Here is a 20,177-nt window from a genome sequence, read left to right as displayed (position 1 = left end):
GTCCTCAATGGACGCTGGCGGACTCCGCGAGCGCGGTCCGCAGCATCCGCCCGGCCGCGGCGCGCGGAGCCGGGTCGACCGCGATCAGCGCGTTCACCACGGCTCCGTCCACGAGCGCGACCAGCCGGTCCAGCTCGTCCTTGGCCACCGGCGTCCCGGACCGGGCGAAGATCTCCGTCAGCAGTTCGTTGAGCTGTTGGGACAGCGTCCGCATCAACGGGCGCAGGTACGGCCGCCGCCCGGTCGCGACCAGGCGTTCGTAGCGCAGCAGGACCGCCTCGGCGTCGGCTTCCGGATCGCCGCTCTGCGGGCCGAGCAGCATGTCCAGCACGAGTTCCACGGTCGCCTGCACGCCCCGGTTCCGGGTCGTCAGGTCCTCCAGCTGCCGGCGTCCGTTGGCCAGTTCGGTCTGCCCGTGGTGTTCCACCGCGGCGGTGACGAGGTCTTCCAGCGAATCGAAGTAGTACGTCGTGGACGCCAGCGGCAGGCCCGCCCGTTCGGCGACGGCCCGGTGCCGGACCGCGTCGAAACCGCCCTCGGCCAGCAGCTCAGCGGCGGCTTCGACGAGCGCGGCCCGTCGTCGCTCGCCCTTGGGAGTGGTGGCTGCTGCCGTCATGCCCGGATATTCTGCCAGCCGCCCCGACGGCCGCCGATCAGAACCGGGGGGCCAGCGAAGCGGCGAAGCGCGCCAGGTCGGTCGCGTACGGTGCTGGATGCCCGGAAGTCCCCGGCACGCTGACCAGCACGAGAGTTCCGCCACTGCCGGTTTGCTGACGCACGGTGACGGCTCCGGCCGGTTGCGTGGGCACGTTCACCGCGGTCCCGCGAGCGAACACCGCCGCGCCGATCATCCCGTCCGGAAGCGGGAACCCCGCGCCGCGCGACGACGTCGTACAAACGCTGCCTGGGGAAGCCTGTGCGGCATTCAAGTGGCCTGGGAGCTCGCCAGCGAGGGCAGTGGCGAGCTCCCAGTCCACCCGTCCGCACCCGGAGGTGCCTTCGACCCGAGGGCCGGTCCTCCCGGTTTCGCCGGCTCCCTGCCGAGACGGCTCGCCCGGGAAGTCATCCCCAGTGCTGAAAGGACGCGCCGCCGGTCCACTAGGTTGCACGGGCGCGGCCGCGGAATTCGCCATCGAATCGGACTTCTCGTTCGAAATACCCACAATTCCCCAGGTACCGAACCCGGCGACCACGAGCACGGCCGCCGCGCCCGCGGTGATCCGGTTGCGCCGGCGCACCGTTTCGCGCTTCGAACGGCGCACCACGTCTTCCACCGAGAAGGTCGGCGGCGGCACCTCGCCGGGAACGGCGGAGAACAACGTCTCAGCTTCCCGCTCATCCATTGGTCTCCACCTCCCGTTCCAGCACCTGACGCAGATTCGCCAGCCCGCGCGCCGTCTGGCTCTTCACGTTGCCCTCGCTGCAGCCCAGCGCGGTCGCCGCGGCCCCGACGTCCAAACCGTCGAAGAACCGCAGCACCAGCACCGCCCGCTGCTTCGGCGGCACTTCCTTCAGCGCCGCGAGCAGGTCCTCGCGAGTCGCGACGCGTTCGGCGAGCCCGGGACTGTCGTCGACGGGTTCCGGCAGCACCTCGGTCTGCCGCTCCCGCCGCCACGGACGGCGGGATTCGTCGATGACCGCGCGCACCAGCGTCTTGCGCACGTACGCGTCGGTCGCCGCGCGGTCTCTGATCTTCTTCCACCTCCGGTGCAACGCGACGAACGCCGTCTGCGCGAGGTCGTCGGCCTTGTGCCAATCCCCGCACAGCAGATAGGCAGTCCGGCGCACAGCGTCCCTCTTCGCGGCGAAGTACTCCGCGAACTCCTGTTCGTCGCGCTGGTCCACGCGCTTTGCAGCTCCGCTCTGGCCATGTCCGGTGAAGGGACGGATCCGGGGGCGTCCACGGTTGCACGTCCGGCCGGAAACGTTCCACCCCCCGCCGCATTGATGCCGCGCCCAGCTGTGTGATGTGATCGGACTGTGACCATGACTGGGCAGCTGATCGACTTCCGTTCCGACACCGTCACCCGCCCGGACGCGATCATGCGCGCGGCCATGGCCGAGGCCGAGGTCGACGACAACGTCATCGGCACCGACCCGACCATCGCCGAACTGGAGCACCGGGCCGCGCAGACGCTCGGGATGCCCGCCGCCCTGTGGACGCCGAGCGGGACGATGGCGAATCTGATCGCGCTGAGCGTCCACCTCCAGCGCGGCGACCGCTTCCTCGCCACCCGCGGCGCGCACGTGCTCGTCAACGAACTCGGCTCGGCCGCGTGGCTGGCCGGCGGCATGCCGGACATCCTCGAACACGACGCGGGCCCCGGCCGGTGCCTGCCGGAAACGCTCGAAGCCGCGATCGGCAACCCCGGCCCGTACTTCACGCTCCGCACCACGCTGTTGTGCCTGGAGAACACGCACAACGCGGCCGGCGGCGCGGTCACTCCGCCGGACGAGCACGCGCAGCTGCTGTCCGTCGCGAAGCAAGCCGGGCTCACCGTGCACCTCGACGGCGCGCGGATCTGGCACGCGGCCGTCGCGCTGCAGGTGCCGCCCGCCGCGCTGACCGTCGGAGTCGACTCGGTGTCGGCGTGCTTCAGCAAGGGCCTCGGCGCGCCGGTCGGCTCGGTCCTCGCGGGCAGTGCCGAGTTCGTCGAAAAGGCCCGCCGGATGCGGCAGATGCTCGGCGGCGGCGTGCGGCAGGGCGGAATTCTCGCCGCGGCCTGCCTGGTCGCGCTGGACCGCGTGGACGAACTGGCCGAAACGCACGAGTTCGCGAAACGGCTGGCCGACGGCCTCTCCGAACACGGCTGGGACGTGCAGCCGCCGGACACCAATATCGTTCTGGCCGGGGTGCCGGACGTGCCGACCGCGCTGAACTGGCTCGGCTCGCTCGGCATTCAAGCCCTGCCCATGGCGGGCAAGGTCCGGTTCGTGACCCACCGCGACCTGTCGTCCGCCGACATCGCCGAAGCACTGCACCGGATCAAAGCCGGTGCCTGAACCCTGGGGGACTCGGGTGACCAACTGGATCGTGTTCGACTACGGCGAGGTGCTCAGCCACCGCACCGCCGCGGTGCCGAAGCTGGCCGCCGCCATGGGCGTCTCGCCCGAGACGTTCGAGCCGGTGTACTGGAGCGTGCGCGACGCGTACGACCGCGGCTGCACCGACCTGGAGTACTGGACGTCGATCGGCGACCAGGTGGGCGTGCAGGTGGACGACGCGCTGTCGGCCGAGCTGACCGCACTCGACGTCGCCGGATGGGGACAGCTCGCGCCGGGCTCGCTGGACCTGCTGCAGTCGCTGTCCGACGCCGGAGCCTCGCTCGCGCTGCTGTCGAACGCGCCGTCGGCGTTCGGCGTCTGGGTGCGCGAACAGGAATGGTCGAAGCTGTTCAAGCACACGCTGTTCTCCGGCGATGTGAAGGTCGCGAAGCCGGATGCCGAGATTTTCCAGCTGCTGCTGGACAAACTGGGTGCCGAACCGGACGAGTGCCTGTTCTTCGACGACCGCCAGGTCAACATCGACGGTGCCCGCGCGGTCGGAATCCGAGCCCACCTGTGGGACGGCGCCGAGGCCGCCCGAGCGGCACTGGCCTGAACCGCGAACGGCTCCCGCACTTTTCCCGGTGCGGGAGCCGTCGTCTGCTCAGGATGGTTCGGCGCCGGTCAGCGGGTGATCCGCTTCGACTGCTTCTTGCCGGTGATCGCCCCGTAGGCCGCGGTGCCCAGGAACAGCACCCCGCCGATGATGCCGATCCACAGCACGGCCTTGAACAGGAAGCCGATCACGGACCCGATCACCATGAAGGCGATCCAGGCCACGACGAGCGCTCCGACGATCTTCCAGAACATGGCTCCTCCGATGCCGTTTCCGCGCCACGTCGGCCCGGTGCCCTCCAGCGTGCCATCCGTGCGTCGGAAACTCTCTCATTCGGGCCAACGTTCAGGGAAAGCTCGGGGTTCCCCCTGACCGGTTTCACCCCAGCCAGCCACCGAGCCGACGCAGCCCCTCGGTCACGTCCTCGGTCGCGCCCGCGAAGGAAAACCGCACGTAGCGGCCGCCGTCGACCGGGTCGAAGTCGATGCCCGGGGTGATCGCCAGGCCGGTGTCGGCGAGCAGCCGCTGGCACCAGCTCAGGCTGTCGGTGGTGTGGTCGGAGACGTCGGCGTAGGCGTAGAACGCGCCGTCGGCCGGGGCGAGTTTGCCGAGGCCGATCTCGCGCAGGCCGGCGAAGAGCAGGTCGCGGTTGCGCCGGTAATGCTCGACGTGCGCGTCCGCTTCGGCGTACGACTCCGGGGTGAACGCCGCGACCGCCGCGTACTGCGAAACCGCGGGCGGGCAGATGGTGAAGTTGCCGGTGAGGACGTCGACCGCGCGGTGCAGCCGCTGCGGCACCAGCATCCAGCCGAGCCGCCAGCCGGTCATCGCGAAGTACTTCGAGAACGACCCGAGCACCAGCGCTTCCCGGCCGTACTGCCAAGCGCAATCGAGCTGCTTGCCGTACGAAATCCCGTGGTAGATCTCGTCGCTGATCAGCTGCACGCCGTGCGACGCGCACCAGCCGGAGATCGCCGCCAGCTCGCCCGGCGGCAGCACGGTTCCGGTGGGGTTGCTGGGACTCGCGACGATCAGCCCGTCGATCGGCCCGAGCTGGTTCAGCTGCTCGACGGTCGGCTGGAAATTCGTCTCGGCCGTGGTCGCGAACTCCACGACCTCGCAGCCGAGGACGTTCAGCAGGTTCCGGTACGCCGGGTAACCCGGACGGGCCATCGCGACCCGCGCGCCCGGGTCGAACGCGCTCAGGAACGACAGCAGGAACCCGCCGGACGAGCCGGTGGTCAGGACGACGTCGGACGCGGTCACGTCGATGTCGTAGGTGCGCCGGTAATGCCCGGCGACGGATTCGCGCAGCTCAGGAATGCCGAGCTGTTCGGTGTAGCCGAGGGTGTGCGCCTTGAGCGCTTCCTGGGCGGCGTTGAGCACCGCCGCCGGAGCGGGCACCGACGGCTGCCCGGCGGCCAGCGAAATCAGGTCGCCGTGGCTGCGCTGCCGGGCCTGCGCCGCGGACAGCACGTCCATCACGTGGAAAGGAGGCACGCCTGCCCGCAGCGCGGGCCCGCCGAAAGCACCGATGTCGACCATGCGGCCAGGCTAACCGGCGGGACCGCGCGCCGGGCGTGCCGTCAGTAACCGCGGTACGCGCCGCCGTGCGCCATCGCCTGGATGCCCGGCACGTTGCCGAGCGAGCCGTACCGGTCGATCGAGTACCGCACGCCGGCGATGATGTTGTCGACCGGGTTGTAGATGTTGTCGTGCCCGGGCAGCTTGTGCGCGTTGAACGTCGAGTCGATGCACTGCATCAGCCCCTTGGACGGATGCCCGGCCGCGGCGTTCGAATCCCAGTTGTTGATCGCGTTCGGATTGCCGCCGGACTCGTGCTGGATGATCGCCCAGATGTTCTTGATGTCCGCGTCGGTCACGTTCACGCCCGCGGCCTGCAGTGCCTTGATCGCTTCCTGGATCCACTGCTGAACGTTGCCGGGCGGAGGCGAGGACGGCGGACCGCCGCTCGGGCCGAGACCGCCGCCGCCGCCGCTGGCGCCCCCGCCACCGCCGCCGTGGTGCCCGCCTCCGCCGCCACCGCCGCCGTGTCCGGTGTGCAGGCCGCCGGTGCTCTGCGGGATGGTGCCGTCCGAGTTCGGGAGCGGGACCTTCGAGTAGCCGCCCTCGATCTGGGTCTTCATCAGGTCCTGCGACTTCTTGACCATGTCGTCGGCCTGCTTCAGCAGCGGGTCGATGGCCTGTTCGGCATTGGTGGCGTCGGTCTGGTTGTCCTGGTTCGCCTTGTCGATGATGGACTGCGACGTCGGACTGGGCGCCGGGCCCTTTTTGTCCGACTTGGCGTACTCGGCCTCGGCGGCCTGCGCCTTCTGCGCTTTGTCCGACTCTTCCTTGATGCGGTTGTCGATCCGCGTCTTGGCGGTGTTGAAGGCCTCGGTGACCTTGCTCTTGATCCCGCCGAGGTCGCTCGACAGCTGGGTCAGGTCCTTGCCGACCTCGTCAAGATGCCCCTGCACCTTGGCACCCGCCGTGGTGATCTGCCGGACGTAGTCGACGAAGGCGTCCGCCGCCGGGCCTTCCCACACCCCGCCGGCCAAAGAATCGGTGGACGATTTCAGTTCTTGGCTGTGGTCGCCCGCCCGCTTCGCGGCCTCGGTGAACTGCTGCCCCGCCCGGTTGATCGCGTCCGGGTTGATCTTGTCGACCTTCTTGGCCTTTTCGACAATGCCATTCCAGTTCGGCGGGTAGTCGATCAGCGCCATGCTCCAGCCCCCTCGTGCCTGCTCAGCGGTCTTCGTGAACGGTCAGGTCGGTCTTGTGGACCTGGTCGGTCTCCTGGATCAGCCCGGCGGCCTTCTTGAGAATGAAGCTGGTCGCCTCCATCAGCTTCCCGGCCGCGTCGAACTCGCTGTGCACGCCCTGCTTGAACGTGCCGACCGCGCCGTGCACGTCCTTGGAGCCGCCCATCGTGCCGAACGGGCTTTCCGGCTCGTCGTCAACGCCGGTGAGGTGCTTCTTGGACTTTTCGAACTCGTCCTTCAGCTTCTCCACGTTCCTGGCGGCGATAGCCATGGAATCCGGGTCGTAGACAGGCACCGTTCGTCATCCCCTTCGCGACACTCGCTTCCCAACCAGTTCAGACGTTCCCCTGACCGGTTCGGTTCCCCCGCTTACTCTAAGACTTCGGACGCGTGCCGTGTGCAGTTCTCCCGGACTTCCACCCGCGTCTCGACCACGAGGGCCACAACCGGGGAATGGAGAGTATTCAGTGCAGCCGTTGCCACCCGGCGAACCGCGACAATTCGGGCGCTATCGCCTGATCGCTTCGCTGGGGGAAGGGGGAATGGGCCGGGTGCTGCTCGGGGTGTCCAGGGAAGGACGGCTCGTCGCGGTCAAGCAGGTGCATCCGGCATTCGCACACGATCCGGGGTTCCGCTCCCGGTTCAAGCGCGAGGTGGAAACCTCCCGGATGGTGTCCGGCGCGTACACCGCTGCCGTGATGGACGCCGATCCGGAGGCTCCGCTGCCGTGGCTCGCGTCGGTCTTCGTCGCGGGCCCCTCCCTCAAGGAAGCAGTGGACGCCGCGGGGCCGCTCCCGCTGAGCGCGGTGCACTACCTCGCTACCGGTCTCGCGTCGGCGCTCGCCGAGATCCACCGGGTCGGCCTGATCCACCGGGACCTCAAGCCCAGCAACGTCCTCCTCGCCACGGACGGCCCGCGGGTCATCGACTTCGGCATCGCCAGGGCCGCCGAAGGTGACACCGACATCACCCACACCGGCTCGATCATCGGTTCGCCCGGGTTCATGTCGCCGGAGCAGGCGAACGGTCTCCCTCTGACACCTGCCAGCGACGTGTTCTCATTCGGCGCGCTGGTTACGATGGCTGCGACCGGGCGGGCACCGTTCGCCGGAGCATCCACGCCTCAGACGCTGTACAACGTGGTCCACAGCGCACCCGATCTCACCACCCTGCACCCGGACCTGCGGCGGCTCGTCGAACCGTGCCTAGCCAAGGATCCGAAGGCGCGGCCGAACACGGCGCAGATCCTGGACTTTCTCGGCTCGGTTCAGCTCACTGCGACGCCTTGGCCGCCAGCGGTGTACTCGATGATCGAGCGTCAGCAGGCCGAAGTGAGGGCAGCGCTTGCGTTGCCGGTGCCGAAGCAGCCCCGGAAACGTCCTAAGTGGCTGATCCCGACTGCCGCGGCAGCGATGGCAGTGGTTCTCGCGGCGGTGACGACCACGGTGATTTTGGCGAACCGAGACGCCGACCCCGTCGTGGCTGCCGCACCCAGCACCAGCGCTCCGCCGCCGGATCCGCTGAGCGCGGCGGCACTGCGCCGGGTCGATCCGTGCAAGCTGCTCGGACCTGATTCGCTGCCGAAGAGCGGAAAGCTGCTGGCTGCGGGGGACCCGGATTCGCAGTACGACCGGTGTGGTTACTTCTTCGACAGGTCAGCGGAGCTTTCCGATCGTTCGCTCCTGTCGCTCGAACTGGGCGTGCGCATGTCAGGCAAGAAAGGACAACCAACCAAGGTCGGCGCTCTGGATGCCATCCAAAACCAGGAATCGGACGACTGCTCGCTCGCGGTCAGCAATCCCGCGACACCCGACTACGGCATAGAGGTAAGCGCGAGACGAACCGCGCAAACAAGTTGCGGGATCGCAAAGGAAGCTATGGATGTGGTGCTGAAGAAGCTGCGCGACAACCCGGAGCCATATCCCAATGTCGAGAAGACACTCCGGCAAGCCGATTTATGCGCGCCCGAGCTGAAGAAACCTTTGCAAGACGCGACTGCGCAAACCCTGCGCAGCGAAGTACAGGGATTGCACGAGTGCAACTGGCAGGGTCGTACCACCTACCTGCTGAAAACCTGGCACGTGAAGTCGCTGGACAACGCCGAGACCAAGATCGGGAACGCGTACCTTTCCGTCAGACAGGAGGGCGACTCATGTGTTGTGGCGTGGACGTTTCCGCAGCAGGAACTTGGCTGGTGGGACCGACTCGATGTGTATGGGGGCACGAGTACCACCCCGTCGGGCACGAAGAACTGCGATTCCTCGCGACGAGTGCTGGAAGCGGTCGTGAACACCGTCAAACCACGCGGCTGACTCAAATCGCGGCCTGCAACTCCCGCACCCGCTCCGCCAGCATCGCGTTGTCCGCAGGACTCACCGTCGCCCAGGTATGCCCGTCCGAATCGTCGGTCAGCTGGAAGAGATACCGCCCGGAATCGGTGTCGTAAAACGCCGCCACGTGCGGCGATCGGCGCACCGTCCCGTCTCGCAGCACCCGTTCCGCGCAGAACTGGCCGCGCGCCGCCTGTCCCATCAGCATGCCCGCCAGTTCCTGCGCTTCCCACAACGCCACGCCCCGGTCTTCCAGGGCGGTGACCAGCGTCTTCGGGTCGCCAGCGGCAGCCGCGTCGGCGGCGACGAGCGTGCGGTGCGGCACCGAGACCGACTGGCCGACGCCCGGGTCCAGCGATCCGGCCACCGACACCACGGCCTCGGCGAGCGCGCTGGCGTCGGCGGGAATCAGCCACACCTCGTCCCGGTCGATCACCGCGAGCACGGCCTGGCTGCCCCGGCTCACCGCGCGGCCGTGGATTTCCCGGTCCGCCCACACCCAGACGTCCACCGCCTCCCGCGGGCTCGCCAGCAAATGCAGCTGATCGAGCACTGTCCCGGAAGGACGGCGGCCGCGCGCCAGCCGGCGCTGTGCCAGCGAATCCCACACGGACTCGATCAGCTCGGCCCGTTCGGTGTGCGTGCGGCCCGGCGACGGGACCGCGAGCGCGGCCGGGCGCCCGCCCAGGTCCAGCGATTCCCACAGCACATCGAATTCGAGGGCGGTCAGTACCAGGTTCACGGCCGGCGCACGTCTCCCGTGCCGTCGCCGAGGACGTCGCGCGTCACCATCCGGCCGTCGGCGAACAGGTCCTTGTCGTCGACGCCGAAGCGGCGCACGTGCTCGTCGTCGCCTTCCTGCGGAGCGGCTTCGGAGAGGTACTTGGCGTCGCCGCCACCCGACTTCGGCGCGATCTGCTCGGCTTTCCGCAGTGCGACGGCTTCTTCCTCGGGAAGCTCGTCCACCGGCAACGGCCGGACCAAGCCCTTTTGCTGACCGTCTTGCGCGCGGCCCTGCCGTTCCCGGTCGCCGGAAAGCGCGCCACCGGCCACTCCCGCGCCCAAGGCGGCAGCGCCTGCCCCGATTTCGCCGGGCGACGCTCCTCCTCCACGCGGGACCGGGGCGTTGCCGGAGGTTTCGGCGACCGGCGCGGGCGGCGCCTGCGGGACGCTGCCGACCAGCCGACCTCGTTGCAGCGCTTGGTTTTCGTGACCACTACCGGGGTTGCCGCCACCGCCCGGACCAGGCGTGGAACGACCGGATCCGCTTGCGCCGCCAAGACTTTCGGAACTTCCCACAGTTCCGCGACCAGCCGGACCACCAGTTCCGCTGTCGGCGCCCCGCGGTCCAGCCGGCACGAACGTGCCCGGTTCCCCGGGCCGAACCGCGCCCGGAACCCGAGTCCCACCCGCGGTGGGTCCGCTCGAAGTGCTTGGCCCGCTAGGGATTCCGGGTCCGTTGGTCGAACCGACCGACCGAGGCGCGCTGCCGTGCGATGCCGGCCCCTTCTGCCACCCCTGCGGCGGAGGAGGCGGCGGCGCGTAACTGGCCGCGACCACCGGCGCGGCCGGCCGAGGAGCCGGTGCCTGCGAAGCCGTGCCGTACGCGGGGGTCGGCGGATCCACCGGCGGGGCCGAAGGAGGCGGCGGCGGGGGAACGTACTGCGATTTCACCGACGCCGCGGCGGGACGCACCTGGCCGTCCGGGGTCACCTCGACGGCCGCGGCCGCGCGGTCGACCGGGCTCGGCCCGCTGCCCGGCTGGACCATCGTGAGCGACTGCGGCTGGCTCAGCGGTTCGGTGGACAGCAGGTTTTCCCCGCTCTGCTGGGCATAGGCGTTCAACGCCTCGACCGCCTGGCCGCGCGCGTTGTCCGCGGCCTGCACCTGGGCCGCGTGATCGGTCTCGAAACCGAGGAAGCTCGCCACCGAATCGATGAGCGTCAGGCTCTCCGCACCTTTGCGCACCGCGGCCGGGTCGGGCAGCTTGTACTTGGTGCGGTTGAACGCTTCTCCTTGGGCGAACAGCATTTCCGCGGTGTGCGCGACCTTCTGCATCGCGTCCTGCGAGAAGCCCGCCTGGTCCGACAGGACCTGCCCGGCCTGCCCGCCCGCCTGGCTCTGCCATTCGACGCCGAGCTTCGCCAGCTGGTCGCGCAGCGCGTGGTCGGTACCCGCGAGCGCGGTCGCGATTTCGCGCAGCGCCTCGACCGCGGTGGCGATGCTGGCGATTCCGTCGCCAGTGCCGAACTTCTCGATCTCGTCGGCGATGGCGGTGTCGGTCCAGCCGTCGAAACGGTGGTCGCGGATCCTGCCCGCGAGTTCGGAGATCTCCACGCGCCCTCCCTAGGTCCGGTTCTTCAGGCCCTGCACGGCCAGGCCGGCGGCCTGGGTGGCGATTTCGCACAACTGCGGCTGGCTGAACGCGCCCGCGGTGACCGCGAACTCCTGTGCCGCCATGGTCTGTCCCGCCGCGACGCCGACGAGCACCTCGCAGTCCGCGGGCGTGCCCGCCGCGCGGTAGCTGGTGATCGCCGGATAACCCTCGACGCTGGTAGTCGCGGTGGTCATGCTGTTCTTGCGCCGGGAGCCGGTGAGCCATTCCCGCACGTCCGCGTTGACGATCCGCAGGTGCAGCGCGTGGAACGGTTCGGTCTTGTCCGAATCGAACACGCAGGTCGGCCCGTCCTTCGACTCCGCGGCCTTGCGCGGCACGCTCGTCACCTTCAGCAGGTCGAGCTGCGCTTGCCCGAGCAAGTCGCACGGATCGGTCCCGGCGATCGGCAAATCCGACGGCCGCTGCGGCAACGCGGCCGCTTTCGTCTGCTGCGCCAAGGAACTCATCGCGGGCTGTACGGGGTACGCGGTGCCTTGCGCACCTGACGAGCAGCCTGCGACCCCGAGCACCGCGACAACGGCGATGAGCGGCTTAGTGGATGCCGTGCGCACCGCGGTCCCCGAACGCCGCTGCCTTGTCCGCGTCGCTGGCCTCGTACGTCTTCGCTGCTTCGCGCAGCTGTCCGACAAGCTTGTGCAGATTGGCGACGTACGCACGCACCTGCGCGGCGTACGACTGATCACCTTCCGCGACCACGGTGTTCCACGCGGCCATCGCGTTGACGCTCACCGTGTCCGACGAAGGAGTGTCGACGCGCAGCTCGCCCAACCGCGTGAGGAGCTTGTCTTCGAGCGCGCTGACCTGCTCGTCGACCACCCGCGCGACCTCGAGCAGTTTCGCCGGCTCGACCACGATGTCCGCCACGCCCGGCGCTGCCGGTACCGACGAAGCCAGGTCGGTGAGCGGTGTGCTTCCCGGCATGCGCTAACCCCTCCCGTGATACGGACGGTGACCGTACGGACCCGTTTCGAGGCTACCAACCGGCGCGTGAACTCGAGGCGAACTTCGTGGAGAAGCTGCTCAGGCGGGAGCGCTTACTTCCCCGTTGGCCGCGCGCAGTGCGATATCGGTGCGATGGTGCGAGCCAGCGAGGTGTACGCGCTCGACAGTCTCGTACGCGTGCTTACGCGCCGCCTTGAGCGACTTGCCGGTGCCGACGACGGACAGCACGCGCCCGCCAGCCGAGATAACCGCACCGTCGTCGCGACGCCGCGTACCCGCGTGAAGCACGCCTTCGATCTCCCCGCCAGTGATGACGTCGCCAGTGCGCGGCTTGCCCGGGTAGCCGTCCGCGGCGATCACCACGGTGACCGCGGCCCCGTTCGACCACTCCAACGGCGGCAGCTCAGCCAGCTTCCCGGTAGCCGTCGCGTTCAGCACCGTCGCCAGCGACGTACGCAGCAGCGCGAGCACTACCTGCGTCTCGGGGTCGCCGAAACGGCAGTTGAACTCGATCACCTGCGGGCCTTCCGAGGTGAGCGCGAGGCCGGCGTAGAGCAGGCCGGAGAACGGGCTGCCCCGGTCGGCGAGTTCGTCCACCACCGGCTGCACGATCCGCGCGACGACGTCGTCCACCAGGCCTTCGGGTGCCCACGGGAGGGGTGCGTACGCACCCATGCCGCCGGTGTTCGGGCCGGTGTCGCCGTCGCCGACGCGCTTGAAGTCCTGCGCGGGCAGCATCGGCACCACGGTGCGGCCGTCGACGAAGCAGAACAGCGAGGCCTCCGGGCCGTCCAAAAAGGACTCCAGGAGGACCGGGTGCCCGCCGTCGAGCAGCATCAGGGCGTGCTTGCGCGCGACCTCGATGTCCTGCGTCACGACCACGCCCTTGCCAGCGGCGAGGCCGTCGTCCTTCACGACCCAGGTGGGCCCGAAGCGCTGAAGCGCGGCGTCGAGACGCGCGGGGGTGTCGACGACTTCACTGCGGGCCGTCGGCACCTTCGCGGCCGCCATGACGTCCTTCGCGAACGCCTTCGACCCCTCGATGCGCGCGGCCGCGGCAGACGGTCCGAAGCAGGCGATGCCGGCTTCGCGCACCGCGTCGGCGACGCCCGCGACAAGCGGCACCTCCGGCCCGATCACGACGAGGTCGGCCTTCCACTCCTTGGCCAGGGCCGCGACGGCCTCGGGCTCGGCGAGCTCGACCCCGAGCTGCTCCGCGACCGCAGTCGTGCCGGCGTTGCCGGGGGCGCAAGCGAGCGCCGTGACCGCGGGGTCGCCTGCCACCGCGAGGACGAGTGCATGCTCCCGGGCGCCGGAGCCGATTACCAGTACGCGCACGCCGGACAGCGTAACGGTGCGTGTCGCGCCGCGGCAGCGCGCCGTCCGCGACCCCCTCCGGACCAGGTACGCGACTGATCCGGTGCCGGTCACCCGGTGTCCGGATTCGGGTGCCATCCACCGTTTACCCGGTTGTCAACCGCCCGTCCGGCTGGTGCCGTGCGCGCGACGCTTGCGGCGGTGAGGGTGACGCGGTAGTCGTGGCGAGCTGCGGATCGCCCCGGTAGAGAAAGGTCCCCCCATGAAGCGCAAACGCCTCGGCGTGCTCGCCCTGTCCGGCCTGGCCCTGCTCGGCGTCGCGGGTCTCGCGATCGGCCCGGCCGCCGCGAGCGAGGAGACGGCCGCGGGTGCGGCCGCGTACGGTCCCCGGCACGATGATCCGGTGATCGTCGGACACCGGGGCGCGCCCGGCTACCGCCCGGAGCACACGCTCGCGTCGTACGAACTCGCCTACCGGATGGGCGTGGACTACGTCGACGTCGACCTGGTGCCGACCAAGGACGGCCAGCTCGTCGCCCGGCACGAGCCGGAGATCGGCGGCACCACCGACGTCGCGGCCCATCCGGAGTTCGCCTCGCGCAAGACCACGAAGGTCATCGACGGAACCAAGATGACCGGCTGGTTCACCGAGGACTTCACCCTCGCCGAGCTGAAGACGCTCTACGCCAAGGAGCGGATCCCGCAGAACCGGCCGAACAACCAGCTCTACGACGGCCGCTACCGGATCGCCACCTACCAGGAGGTGCTCGACCTGACCCGGCGGCTCGGCCACGAGCTGCACCGGACGCTGGGCACCTACCCGGAGGTCAAGCACTCGACGTACTTCAGCTCGATCGGCAACCCGACGGAACCGAAGCTGGTGTCGATCCTCAACCGCAACGGCCTGAACCGGCCGAACGCGCCGGTGATCATCCAGTCGTTCGAGGTGTCGAACCTGCAGGCGCTGAGCAAGCAGGTGCGAGTGCCGCTGCTGCAGCTGACCGAGGCGAAGGGCGCTCCGGCGGACTTCGTCGCGAAGGGCGACAAGCGCACGTACGCGGACCTGGTGACGCCCGCCGGCCTGCGCGAGATCGCCAAGTACGCGAAGTACCTCGGCCCGGAGAAGGGCCAGATCATCCCGCGGGACGCGCAGGACAACCTCGGCAAGCCGACCACACTGATCGCCGACGCGCACCGCGCCGGGCTCGAGGTGCAGCCCTACACCTTCCGCAACGAAAACCCGTTCCTCCCGGCGAACCTGCGCTCGTCGGCCAGCCCGAGCGCGTACGGCAACGTGTTCGCGGAGGAAGCGGCGTTCCTGAAGGCCGGAGTCGACGGATTCTTCGCCGACCAGCCGGACACCGCACTGGAATCGGTGCGGGACTTCGTCGGTCGCTGAGTTTTCCTTTAGTTCTTTCCGGCCCGCCGGTGCCCCGTCACCGGCGGGCCGTTTCGTGTCCGCCTTGCGGAGCGAGCAGAACGATCGGGATCACGCGGTCGGTTTTCTGCGCGTACTCGTCGTACAGCGGGAAAACGCGCGCCATCTGCGGCCAGAGCACCTCGCGCTCTTCCGGGGACGCGACGCGAGCGCGCGCGGTCAACCGGCGCGCACCGACCTGCACGCCGACGCTCGGTTCCGCCACGATGTTCTTGAACCACTCCGGGTCCTCGTCGGCGCCGCCCTTGGAAGCGACGACCACGAATTCGTCGCCGGAGGTGCCGTAGATCAGGCAGGTGCGCCGGGGCACGCCGGTCTTGCGTCCGGTGGTGGCGAGCACGAGCATGCGGAGCCCGTCGGATTCGTGGCCTTCCGCGCCGTTCGAGGCCAGGTATGCCCGGGTCTGCTCGGCGACCCAGTCCCACTGGGAGTCAGTAGCGCGGTCGAGGTCTTCGGCGACAGCCATGGCGGTGGTCCTTTCCGGTGCGGACGGTGCTTCTCGCCCCGGAGACGGAGCCGCCGCGTCGATCTCTACATCGCGGCAGCGAACTGCGTCAGGACTTGGGTGACGGTTGTGGGTTCTGGAGGCGGGTGCCTGAGCGTCGGCCGTTGCCGACGTATTTGATGCCGGAGACGACCGGTTCGAGTGATGCACTCTCGAACATTCGTTCGAGATACTGGATCCATGGTGATCACCCAGCTCCGAGCCGCCCTGCGCCGTTCGGAGGAGCTTCCGTCCAGCCACCAGCGAAACCTTGACACCCGCGAACGGAGAGGGCTAACTTCTGCGCACTCTCAATGGTCTGTCCGCATACCTTTCAGGTGGGTGCCCGATGGATGTCTCCGACCAGCAGACCGGCCAGCCCGACGAAGACAGCGCTCGCCTGCACGCGCTCGGCTACGCGCAGGAACTCAAACGCACGATGTCGGCGTTCTCGAACTTCGCTGTGTCGTTCACGATCATCTCCATCCTGTCCGGCTGCCTCACCCTCTACGGCTTCGGCATGAAGACCGGCGGCCCGGCGGCGATGATCTGGGGCTGGCCGCTGGTCGGGCTGTTCGTGGTGCTGGTCGGGCTGGGCATGGCGGAGGTGTGCTCGAGCTATCCGACCGCCGGCGGGCTGTATTACTGGGCGGCGAAACTGGCGACCCGCAACGGTCCAGCGTGGTCGTGGTTCACCGGCTGGTTCAACCTGATCGGGCAGATCGCGGTCACCGCTGGCATCGACTTCGGAGCCGCGCTTTTCCTCAACGCGTTCCTCGACCTGCAGTGGGGCTTCAGCGCGACGCCGGGGCACACGATCCTGTTGCTGGCCATCATTCTCGTCGTGCACGGGGTGCTGAACACCTTTGGCGTGCGAGTGGTGGCGGTGCTGAACAGCGTGAGCGTGTGGTGGCATCTGCTGGGCGTGCTGGTGATCGTGGGCGTGCTGGTGTTCGTGCCAGCGAAGCACCAGGAAGCGTCGTTCGTGTTCGGCAGCTTCGTGAACCAGACCGGCTGGGGTTCCGCGCCATACGTCTTCTTGCTGGGTTTGCTGCTGGCGCAGTACACGCTCACCGGCTACGACGCCTCGGCGCACATGACGGAGGAAACCAAGAACGCGGCGAAAGCAGGCCCGCGCGGGATCATCAACTCGATTCTCGTGTCGCTGGTCGCGGGCTGGATCCTGTTGATCGGCCTGACATTCGCGATCCAGGACTACGACGGAGCCGTCAACTCGGCCACCGGCGTCCCGCCCGCACAGATCTTCATCGACGCGACCGGCGCGGTGACCGGCAAATTCCTGCTCCTGATCTGCATCGGCGCACAGTTGTTCTGCGGCATGGCATCGGTGACCGCGAACTCCCGGATGATCTACGCCTTCGCCCGCGACGGCGCGATCCCGGGTTCGAAGATCTGGCACAGCATCAACAAACGAACCCAAACCCCGACCAACGCAGTGTGGCTGGCAGCGGGCGGTGCACTGGTGCTGGCGCTGCCGTACCTGTGGAGCGCGACGGCTTACGCAGCAGTCACCTCGATCGCGACGGTGGGCCTGTACGTCGCCTACGTGATCCCGGTCTTCCTCCGCGTCCGCCGCGGCGACAGCTTCGAGAAGGGCCCGTGGAACCTGGGCCGCTGGGGCAAACCGATCGGCATCGTCGCGACGGCGTGGGTCGTGGTGATCTTCGTGCTCTTCATGCTGCCCCAAGCCAGTCCCATCACGGTCGACACGTTCAACTACACGCCGATCGCCTTCCTGGTCGTCCTCGGCGGGGCGGCGCTGTGGTGGGTCTTGTCGGCACGGAAATGGTTCACCGGCCCGAAGGTGCAGGGGTCGGCGGAGGAACTTGCCGCGGTGGAAAAGGAATTGAAGGAACTAGGTTAGTCCCGCGCGTTTTCGAGACGGCCGGGCGTTCTCCGCCCGGTCTCGTATGGTCCGGCCTCGTTTCGCTGGCGGGTGGCTGACCGGAGCCCGCGTCCGCCCGCCCCCGAGACCCAGGTCGGTGCCGCTTCCGTGTTGATTCCCGTGATCGCCTCGCGCGCCCACGGACTCGTCCGGGTTGCCGCGCTGCGACTATCCCGGCACGGTCCGCCAACCACCACCGCCTCGGCCCGGCCCGGCGATCACCCCCGTGGACGGTGTCGCGCGACCACCGCCGACCCCACCCGACGCCGACCCGGAAAGTCCACGACCACTCCACCTACGACCGCCGCGCGCGGCCCTCCGAAGAACCGCCCGCCCCGCGACCCGAGCCATCCCACCTCGACCCGAAGGGAGTCCCGACACGAACCCACACCATCCGTGCCTCGGCGGAGCCATGAGTCAAGATGCGAAGCATGGAGACCTTGACGCTGGTCGGCGTGCTCGCCGGGTCGCTGGGGCTGACTGCGATCGCCCGGCGGTTCAACCTGTCCGCGCCGCTGCTCATCGTGGTGGTCGCGCTGGGGGTCGCGTTGATTCCCGGCGTTCCGCGGGTCGAGCTGGAGCCCGAGCTGATCTTGACCGTCGTGCTGCCGCCGTTGCTGTACTCGACGTCGCTGGAGAGTTCGATCTCGCACTTTCGTGCGAATCTGCGGCCGATCATCACGCTCGGCGTGCTGCTCGTGGTGGCCACCGCGTTCGTGATCGCCTTCGTCGTGCACCTGCTGCTGCCGGATTTGCCGTGGGCGTCGGCGCTGGTGCTCGGGGCGGTCGTGTCTCCGCCGGACGCGGTCACGGCGGTCGCGATCGGGCGACGGCTCGGGCTGCCCCGGGGCGTGATGACGGTGCTCACCGGCGAGAGCCTGGTCAACGACGCGGCCGCGCTGACGCTGTACAAGGTCGCGCTCGCGGCGGTGGCCGGGACGGCGGGGTCGCTCGGGCACGGGTTCGCGGTCTTCGCCGTCGCGACGGTGGTCGGCATTCTCGTCGGGCTGGTCGCGGGCGGGGTCGTCGAGCTGATCCGCACGCGGCTGGACGATCCGCTGCTCGAATCGGCGTTCGGGATCGTGGTGCCGTTCGCGGCGTACGTCACCGCGGAGCATCTGCATCCGTTCGGGGCCGAGTTCAGCGGGTCCGGCGTGCTGGCGGTCGTCACGGCGGGGCTGTTCCTCGGCCACCGGTCGTTGCGGGCGTCCCCGGCGACGCGGGTGCAGGACCGGTCTGTCTGGGCGTCGATCGACGTGATGCTCGAGGCGCTGGTGTTCGCGTTGATGGCGCTGCAACTGCCGTTCGTGCTCGACGGGGCGCAGCATGCCGCTCGGGACAACTGGACGCTCGCGGTGTCGGCGATCGTCGTGTTGCTCGCGACGATGTTCGTCCGGATTCCGGCCGTTTTCCTGTCCAGTTACCTGCCCCGGTCACTGCAACTTCTCAGACGTACCAAGCACGATCCGCCGGCGTGGCGTTCGCTCGCGGTGATCTCCTGGACCGGGATGCGGGGCGTCGTCACCATCGCGGCCGCGTCCGGTGTTCCCGCGGATACGCCTGGGCGAGCCGAGATTCAGCTGTTCGCGTTCGCCGTCGCGGTCGGGACCGTGCTGATCCAAGGGCTCACGCTGCCGCCGTTGATCCGGTTGCTCAAAGTCCAGGACCCGGACGAGGACGCTCGCGACCAGGCCGAGGAGCTGGCCGCGCGCAAGGTCGCGCAGAAGGCCGCGCACGAACGCCTGCGCGAGCTCGCGCGCGACCAGCTGTCCACTATGGACATCGAGCCGGAGAAGATGAAGCGGCTCGAACAACGGCTGGAACGCGTCGTGGACACCCGGTACCGGTTCGCGCAGGCCGCGATCACGCTGTCCGGCGAGGAGCGGCGCGACAGTCCGCAGGCGCAGTTCGCCAAGGCGCGGCGGGAACTCCTCATCACCCAGCGCGCGGCGATGATCGAGGAGAACCGCGCCGGCCGCCTCGACGACGACGTCCTGCAGAAGGTGCTGCGCGAACTCGACCTGGAGGAAATGTCCGTAACGACAACCCTTACGAACCGATTGAGTTGAGCTCGCCCGTCAGCCGCCAGGTACGCCGCCGGTCCTCGTCGGTGTGCAGGGCGGTTTGGGTGAGCAGCACGTCGGTCGCGCCGGCGTCGAAATAGCGTTGCACGCCGGCCGCGACCGTCTCCTCGTCGCCGATCAGCGCCAACTCCGTCGCGCTTTCGACGCCGCCTGCCGCGAGCACCCGCTGGTACGACGGGATCGAACCGTAAAAATCAAGCTCTTTCGCCGCGAGTTCGCGCACCGCGTCGACGTCGCTGGTCACCACGGCCGGGACGGCGGCGATTACCCGCTTCCCGGGGCCGATCCCGGGCACGATCAGGTTCGAGAGAGCGCGCGGGCTGGCCAGGTACGGCAGGGTGCCGTCGGCCAGTTCACCGGTGACCCGCAACGCCTGCGGCCCCATCGCGGCGACGAGCACCGAAATCGGCGCGGCCGGCGCTGGCTCCGACAGATGCACCTCCACCGTCGAGCCGGTGAAGTCGACTTGTTCCCCGGCGAACAATGCCCGCAAGACGGTCAGGTACTCCCGCAGGTGCCGAACCGGCGGCGGATACGGCGTGCCATAGACGGGTTCGAGGAAGCTTTTCGCACCGAGGCCGATGCCGAGCGCGAACCGCCCGCCGGACGCCTCGCTCGCCGTTCGCGCCGCGGCGGCCAGCACCAGCGGGTGCCGTGGGTAAATCGGCACGACGGAGGTGCCGATTTCGATGCGAGAGGTCACCTGTCCGGCCAGCGCGGACACCGCCAGCGCGTCATGGCTCGTGGGCAGCTGGGCGAACCAAATCGACGCCGCACCCGCCTCCTCGGCCTCGCGTGCCTGGTCCAGGACTTCGGTCACCGTGATGTGCTCCCGCGGGAGGGCGGGCAAGCTCAGTCCGACGCTCATGCCTTCAATTATTCAGGCGCACCACCGGTTTCCCACTAGATGAA

Annotated in this window: 20 protein-coding genes; 6 read left to right on the top strand and 14 right to left on the bottom strand. The window is 69.0% G+C overall.

The window, feature by feature from the left end; genetic code table 11:
- Positions 1–4 precede the first annotated feature (4 nt).
- The 3 genes from F9C12_RS25250 to F9C12_RS25240 are packed head-to-tail and all read right to left on the bottom strand — an operon-like array spanning position 5 to position 1,845.
- Positions 5–616 carry a TetR/AcrR family transcriptional regulator gene (locus F9C12_RS25250; protein ID WP_409184308.1) on the bottom strand — a complete coding sequence of 204 codons (612 nt, stop codon included), beginning with the start codon at positions 614–616 and terminating at the stop codon, positions 5–7.
- Positions 617–653: 37 nt separating this feature from the next.
- Entirely contained in the window at positions 654–1,343 is a 690-nt protein-coding gene (locus F9C12_RS25245; protein ID WP_409184307.1) for a hypothetical protein, read from the bottom strand.
- The gene (locus tag F9C12_RS25240) at positions 1,336–1,845 is read right to left on the bottom strand and encodes a SigE family RNA polymerase sigma factor (protein ID WP_009084836.1); all 510 of its coding nucleotides are present in this window, start codon (positions 1,843–1,845) and stop codon (positions 1,336–1,338) included. The genes F9C12_RS25245 and F9C12_RS25240 overlap by 8 nt, the downstream gene beginning before the upstream one ends.
- 141 nt (positions 1,846–1,986) lie before the next feature.
- Here F9C12_RS25240 and F9C12_RS25235 point away from each other — a divergent pair, with 141 nt between their 5' ends.
- Positions 1,987–3,003: a threonine aldolase family protein gene (locus F9C12_RS25235; protein WP_409186844.1), complete on the top strand. Its 1,017-nt coding sequence runs from the start codon at positions 1,987–1,989 to the stop codon at positions 3,001–3,003.
- 16 nt (positions 3,004–3,019) lie between these two features.
- Complete coding sequence (locus tag F9C12_RS25230; protein WP_409462037.1) at positions 3,020–3,601, top strand: HAD family hydrolase; 582 nt, start codon at positions 3,020–3,022, stop codon at positions 3,599–3,601.
- A gap of 68 nt (positions 3,602–3,669) precedes the next feature.
- Here F9C12_RS25230 and F9C12_RS25225 read toward each other — a convergent pair whose 3' ends face one another.
- From F9C12_RS25225 to F9C12_RS25210, 4 genes are all read right to left on the bottom strand, one after another.
- Entirely contained in the window at positions 3,670–3,855 is a 186-nt protein-coding gene (locus F9C12_RS25225) for a hypothetical protein (protein ID WP_409184305.1), read from the bottom strand.
- A gap of 124 nt (positions 3,856–3,979) precedes the next feature.
- Positions 3,980–5,146, bottom strand: coding sequence for a pyridoxal phosphate-dependent aminotransferase (locus tag F9C12_RS25220; RefSeq protein ID WP_409462036.1), 1,167 nt, complete (start codon positions 5,144–5,146; stop codon positions 3,980–3,982).
- A 41-nt stretch (positions 5,147–5,187) separates the two neighbouring features.
- Entirely contained in the window at positions 5,188–6,327 is a 1,140-nt protein-coding gene (locus F9C12_RS25215) for a transglycosylase SLT domain-containing protein (RefSeq protein ID WP_409184303.1), read from the bottom strand.
- A 22-nt stretch (positions 6,328–6,349) separates the two neighbouring features.
- Entirely contained in the window at positions 6,350–6,661 is a 312-nt protein-coding gene (locus F9C12_RS25210) for a hypothetical protein (RefSeq protein ID WP_067577414.1), read from the bottom strand.
- A gap of 172 nt (positions 6,662–6,833) precedes the next feature.
- Between F9C12_RS25210 and F9C12_RS25205 the strand changes: the two genes are divergently transcribed.
- Complete coding sequence (locus F9C12_RS25205; protein ID WP_409462035.1) at positions 6,834–8,678, top strand: protein kinase domain-containing protein; 1,845 nt, start codon at positions 6,834–6,836, stop codon at positions 8,676–8,678.
- 1 nt (position 8,679) lies between these two features.
- On the opposite strand, the gene F9C12_RS25200 is transcribed toward F9C12_RS25205, so the two are convergent.
- From F9C12_RS25200 to purD, 5 genes are all read right to left on the bottom strand, one after another.
- Positions 8,680–9,438 (bottom strand): ESX secretion-associated protein EspG, encoded by a 759-nt coding sequence (locus tag F9C12_RS25200; RefSeq protein ID WP_409462034.1) that lies wholly within the window; start codon positions 9,436–9,438, stop codon positions 8,680–8,682.
- Positions 9,435–11,033: a hypothetical protein gene (locus F9C12_RS25195; RefSeq protein WP_409462033.1), complete on the bottom strand. Its 1,599-nt coding sequence runs from the start codon at positions 11,031–11,033 to the stop codon at positions 9,435–9,437. The genes F9C12_RS25200 and F9C12_RS25195 overlap by 4 nt, the downstream gene beginning before the upstream one ends.
- A 9-nt stretch (positions 11,034–11,042) precedes the next feature.
- Positions 11,043–11,540, bottom strand: coding sequence for a DUF3558 domain-containing protein (locus tag F9C12_RS25190; RefSeq protein ID WP_409462032.1), 498 nt, complete (start codon positions 11,538–11,540; stop codon positions 11,043–11,045).
- An 85-nt stretch (positions 11,541–11,625) separates the two neighbouring features.
- Positions 11,626–12,015 (bottom strand): PE domain-containing protein, encoded by a 390-nt coding sequence (locus tag F9C12_RS25185; RefSeq protein ID WP_037354127.1) that lies wholly within the window; start codon positions 12,013–12,015, stop codon positions 11,626–11,628.
- A gap of 99 nt (positions 12,016–12,114) precedes the next feature.
- Complete coding sequence (gene purD / locus F9C12_RS25180) at positions 12,115–13,374, bottom strand: phosphoribosylamine--glycine ligase (protein ID WP_409184299.1); 1,260 nt, start codon at positions 13,372–13,374, stop codon at positions 12,115–12,117.
- Positions 13,375–13,615: 241 nt separating this feature from the next.
- On the opposite strand from purD, the gene F9C12_RS25175 reads away from it, so the two are divergent.
- The gene (locus tag F9C12_RS25175) at positions 13,616–14,752 is read left to right on the top strand and encodes a glycerophosphodiester phosphodiesterase (protein ID WP_409462031.1); all 1,137 of its coding nucleotides are present in this window, start codon (positions 13,616–13,618) and stop codon (positions 14,750–14,752) included.
- A 37-nt stretch (positions 14,753–14,789) separates the two neighbouring features.
- On the opposite strand, the gene F9C12_RS25170 is transcribed toward F9C12_RS25175, so the two are convergent.
- Positions 14,790–15,257, bottom strand: a complete 468-nt coding sequence (locus tag F9C12_RS25170) for a nitroreductase family deazaflavin-dependent oxidoreductase (protein WP_409462030.1) — start codon at positions 15,255–15,257, stop codon at positions 14,790–14,792.
- Between the two features lie 367 nt (positions 15,258–15,624).
- Between F9C12_RS25170 and F9C12_RS25165 the strand changes: the two genes are divergently transcribed.
- Positions 15,625–17,160 carry an amino acid permease gene (locus tag F9C12_RS25165; RefSeq protein WP_409184296.1) on the top strand — a complete coding sequence of 512 codons (1,536 nt, stop codon included), beginning with the start codon at positions 15,625–15,627 and terminating at the stop codon, positions 17,158–17,160.
- Between the two features lie 452 nt (positions 17,161–17,612).
- Positions 17,613–19,250 carry a Na+/H+ antiporter gene (locus tag F9C12_RS25160; protein WP_409184295.1) on the top strand — a complete coding sequence of 546 codons (1,638 nt, stop codon included), beginning with the start codon at positions 17,613–17,615 and terminating at the stop codon, positions 19,248–19,250.
- On the opposite strand, the gene F9C12_RS25155 is transcribed toward F9C12_RS25160, so the two are convergent.
- Positions 19,231–20,133 (bottom strand): TIGR03564 family F420-dependent LLM class oxidoreductase, encoded by a 903-nt coding sequence (locus F9C12_RS25155; RefSeq protein WP_409184294.1) that lies wholly within the window; start codon positions 20,131–20,133, stop codon positions 19,231–19,233. The genes F9C12_RS25160 and F9C12_RS25155 overlap by 20 nt on opposite strands.
- Positions 20,134–20,177: the final 44 nt, after the last annotated feature.

The sequence above is a fragment of the Amycolatopsis sp. GA6-003 genome (genome assembly GCF_046267895.1).
Taxonomy (GTDB): Bacteria; Actinomycetota; Actinomycetes; order Mycobacteriales; family Pseudonocardiaceae; genus Amycolatopsis.
This window is presented reverse-complemented; position numbering and strand designations above follow the sequence as displayed.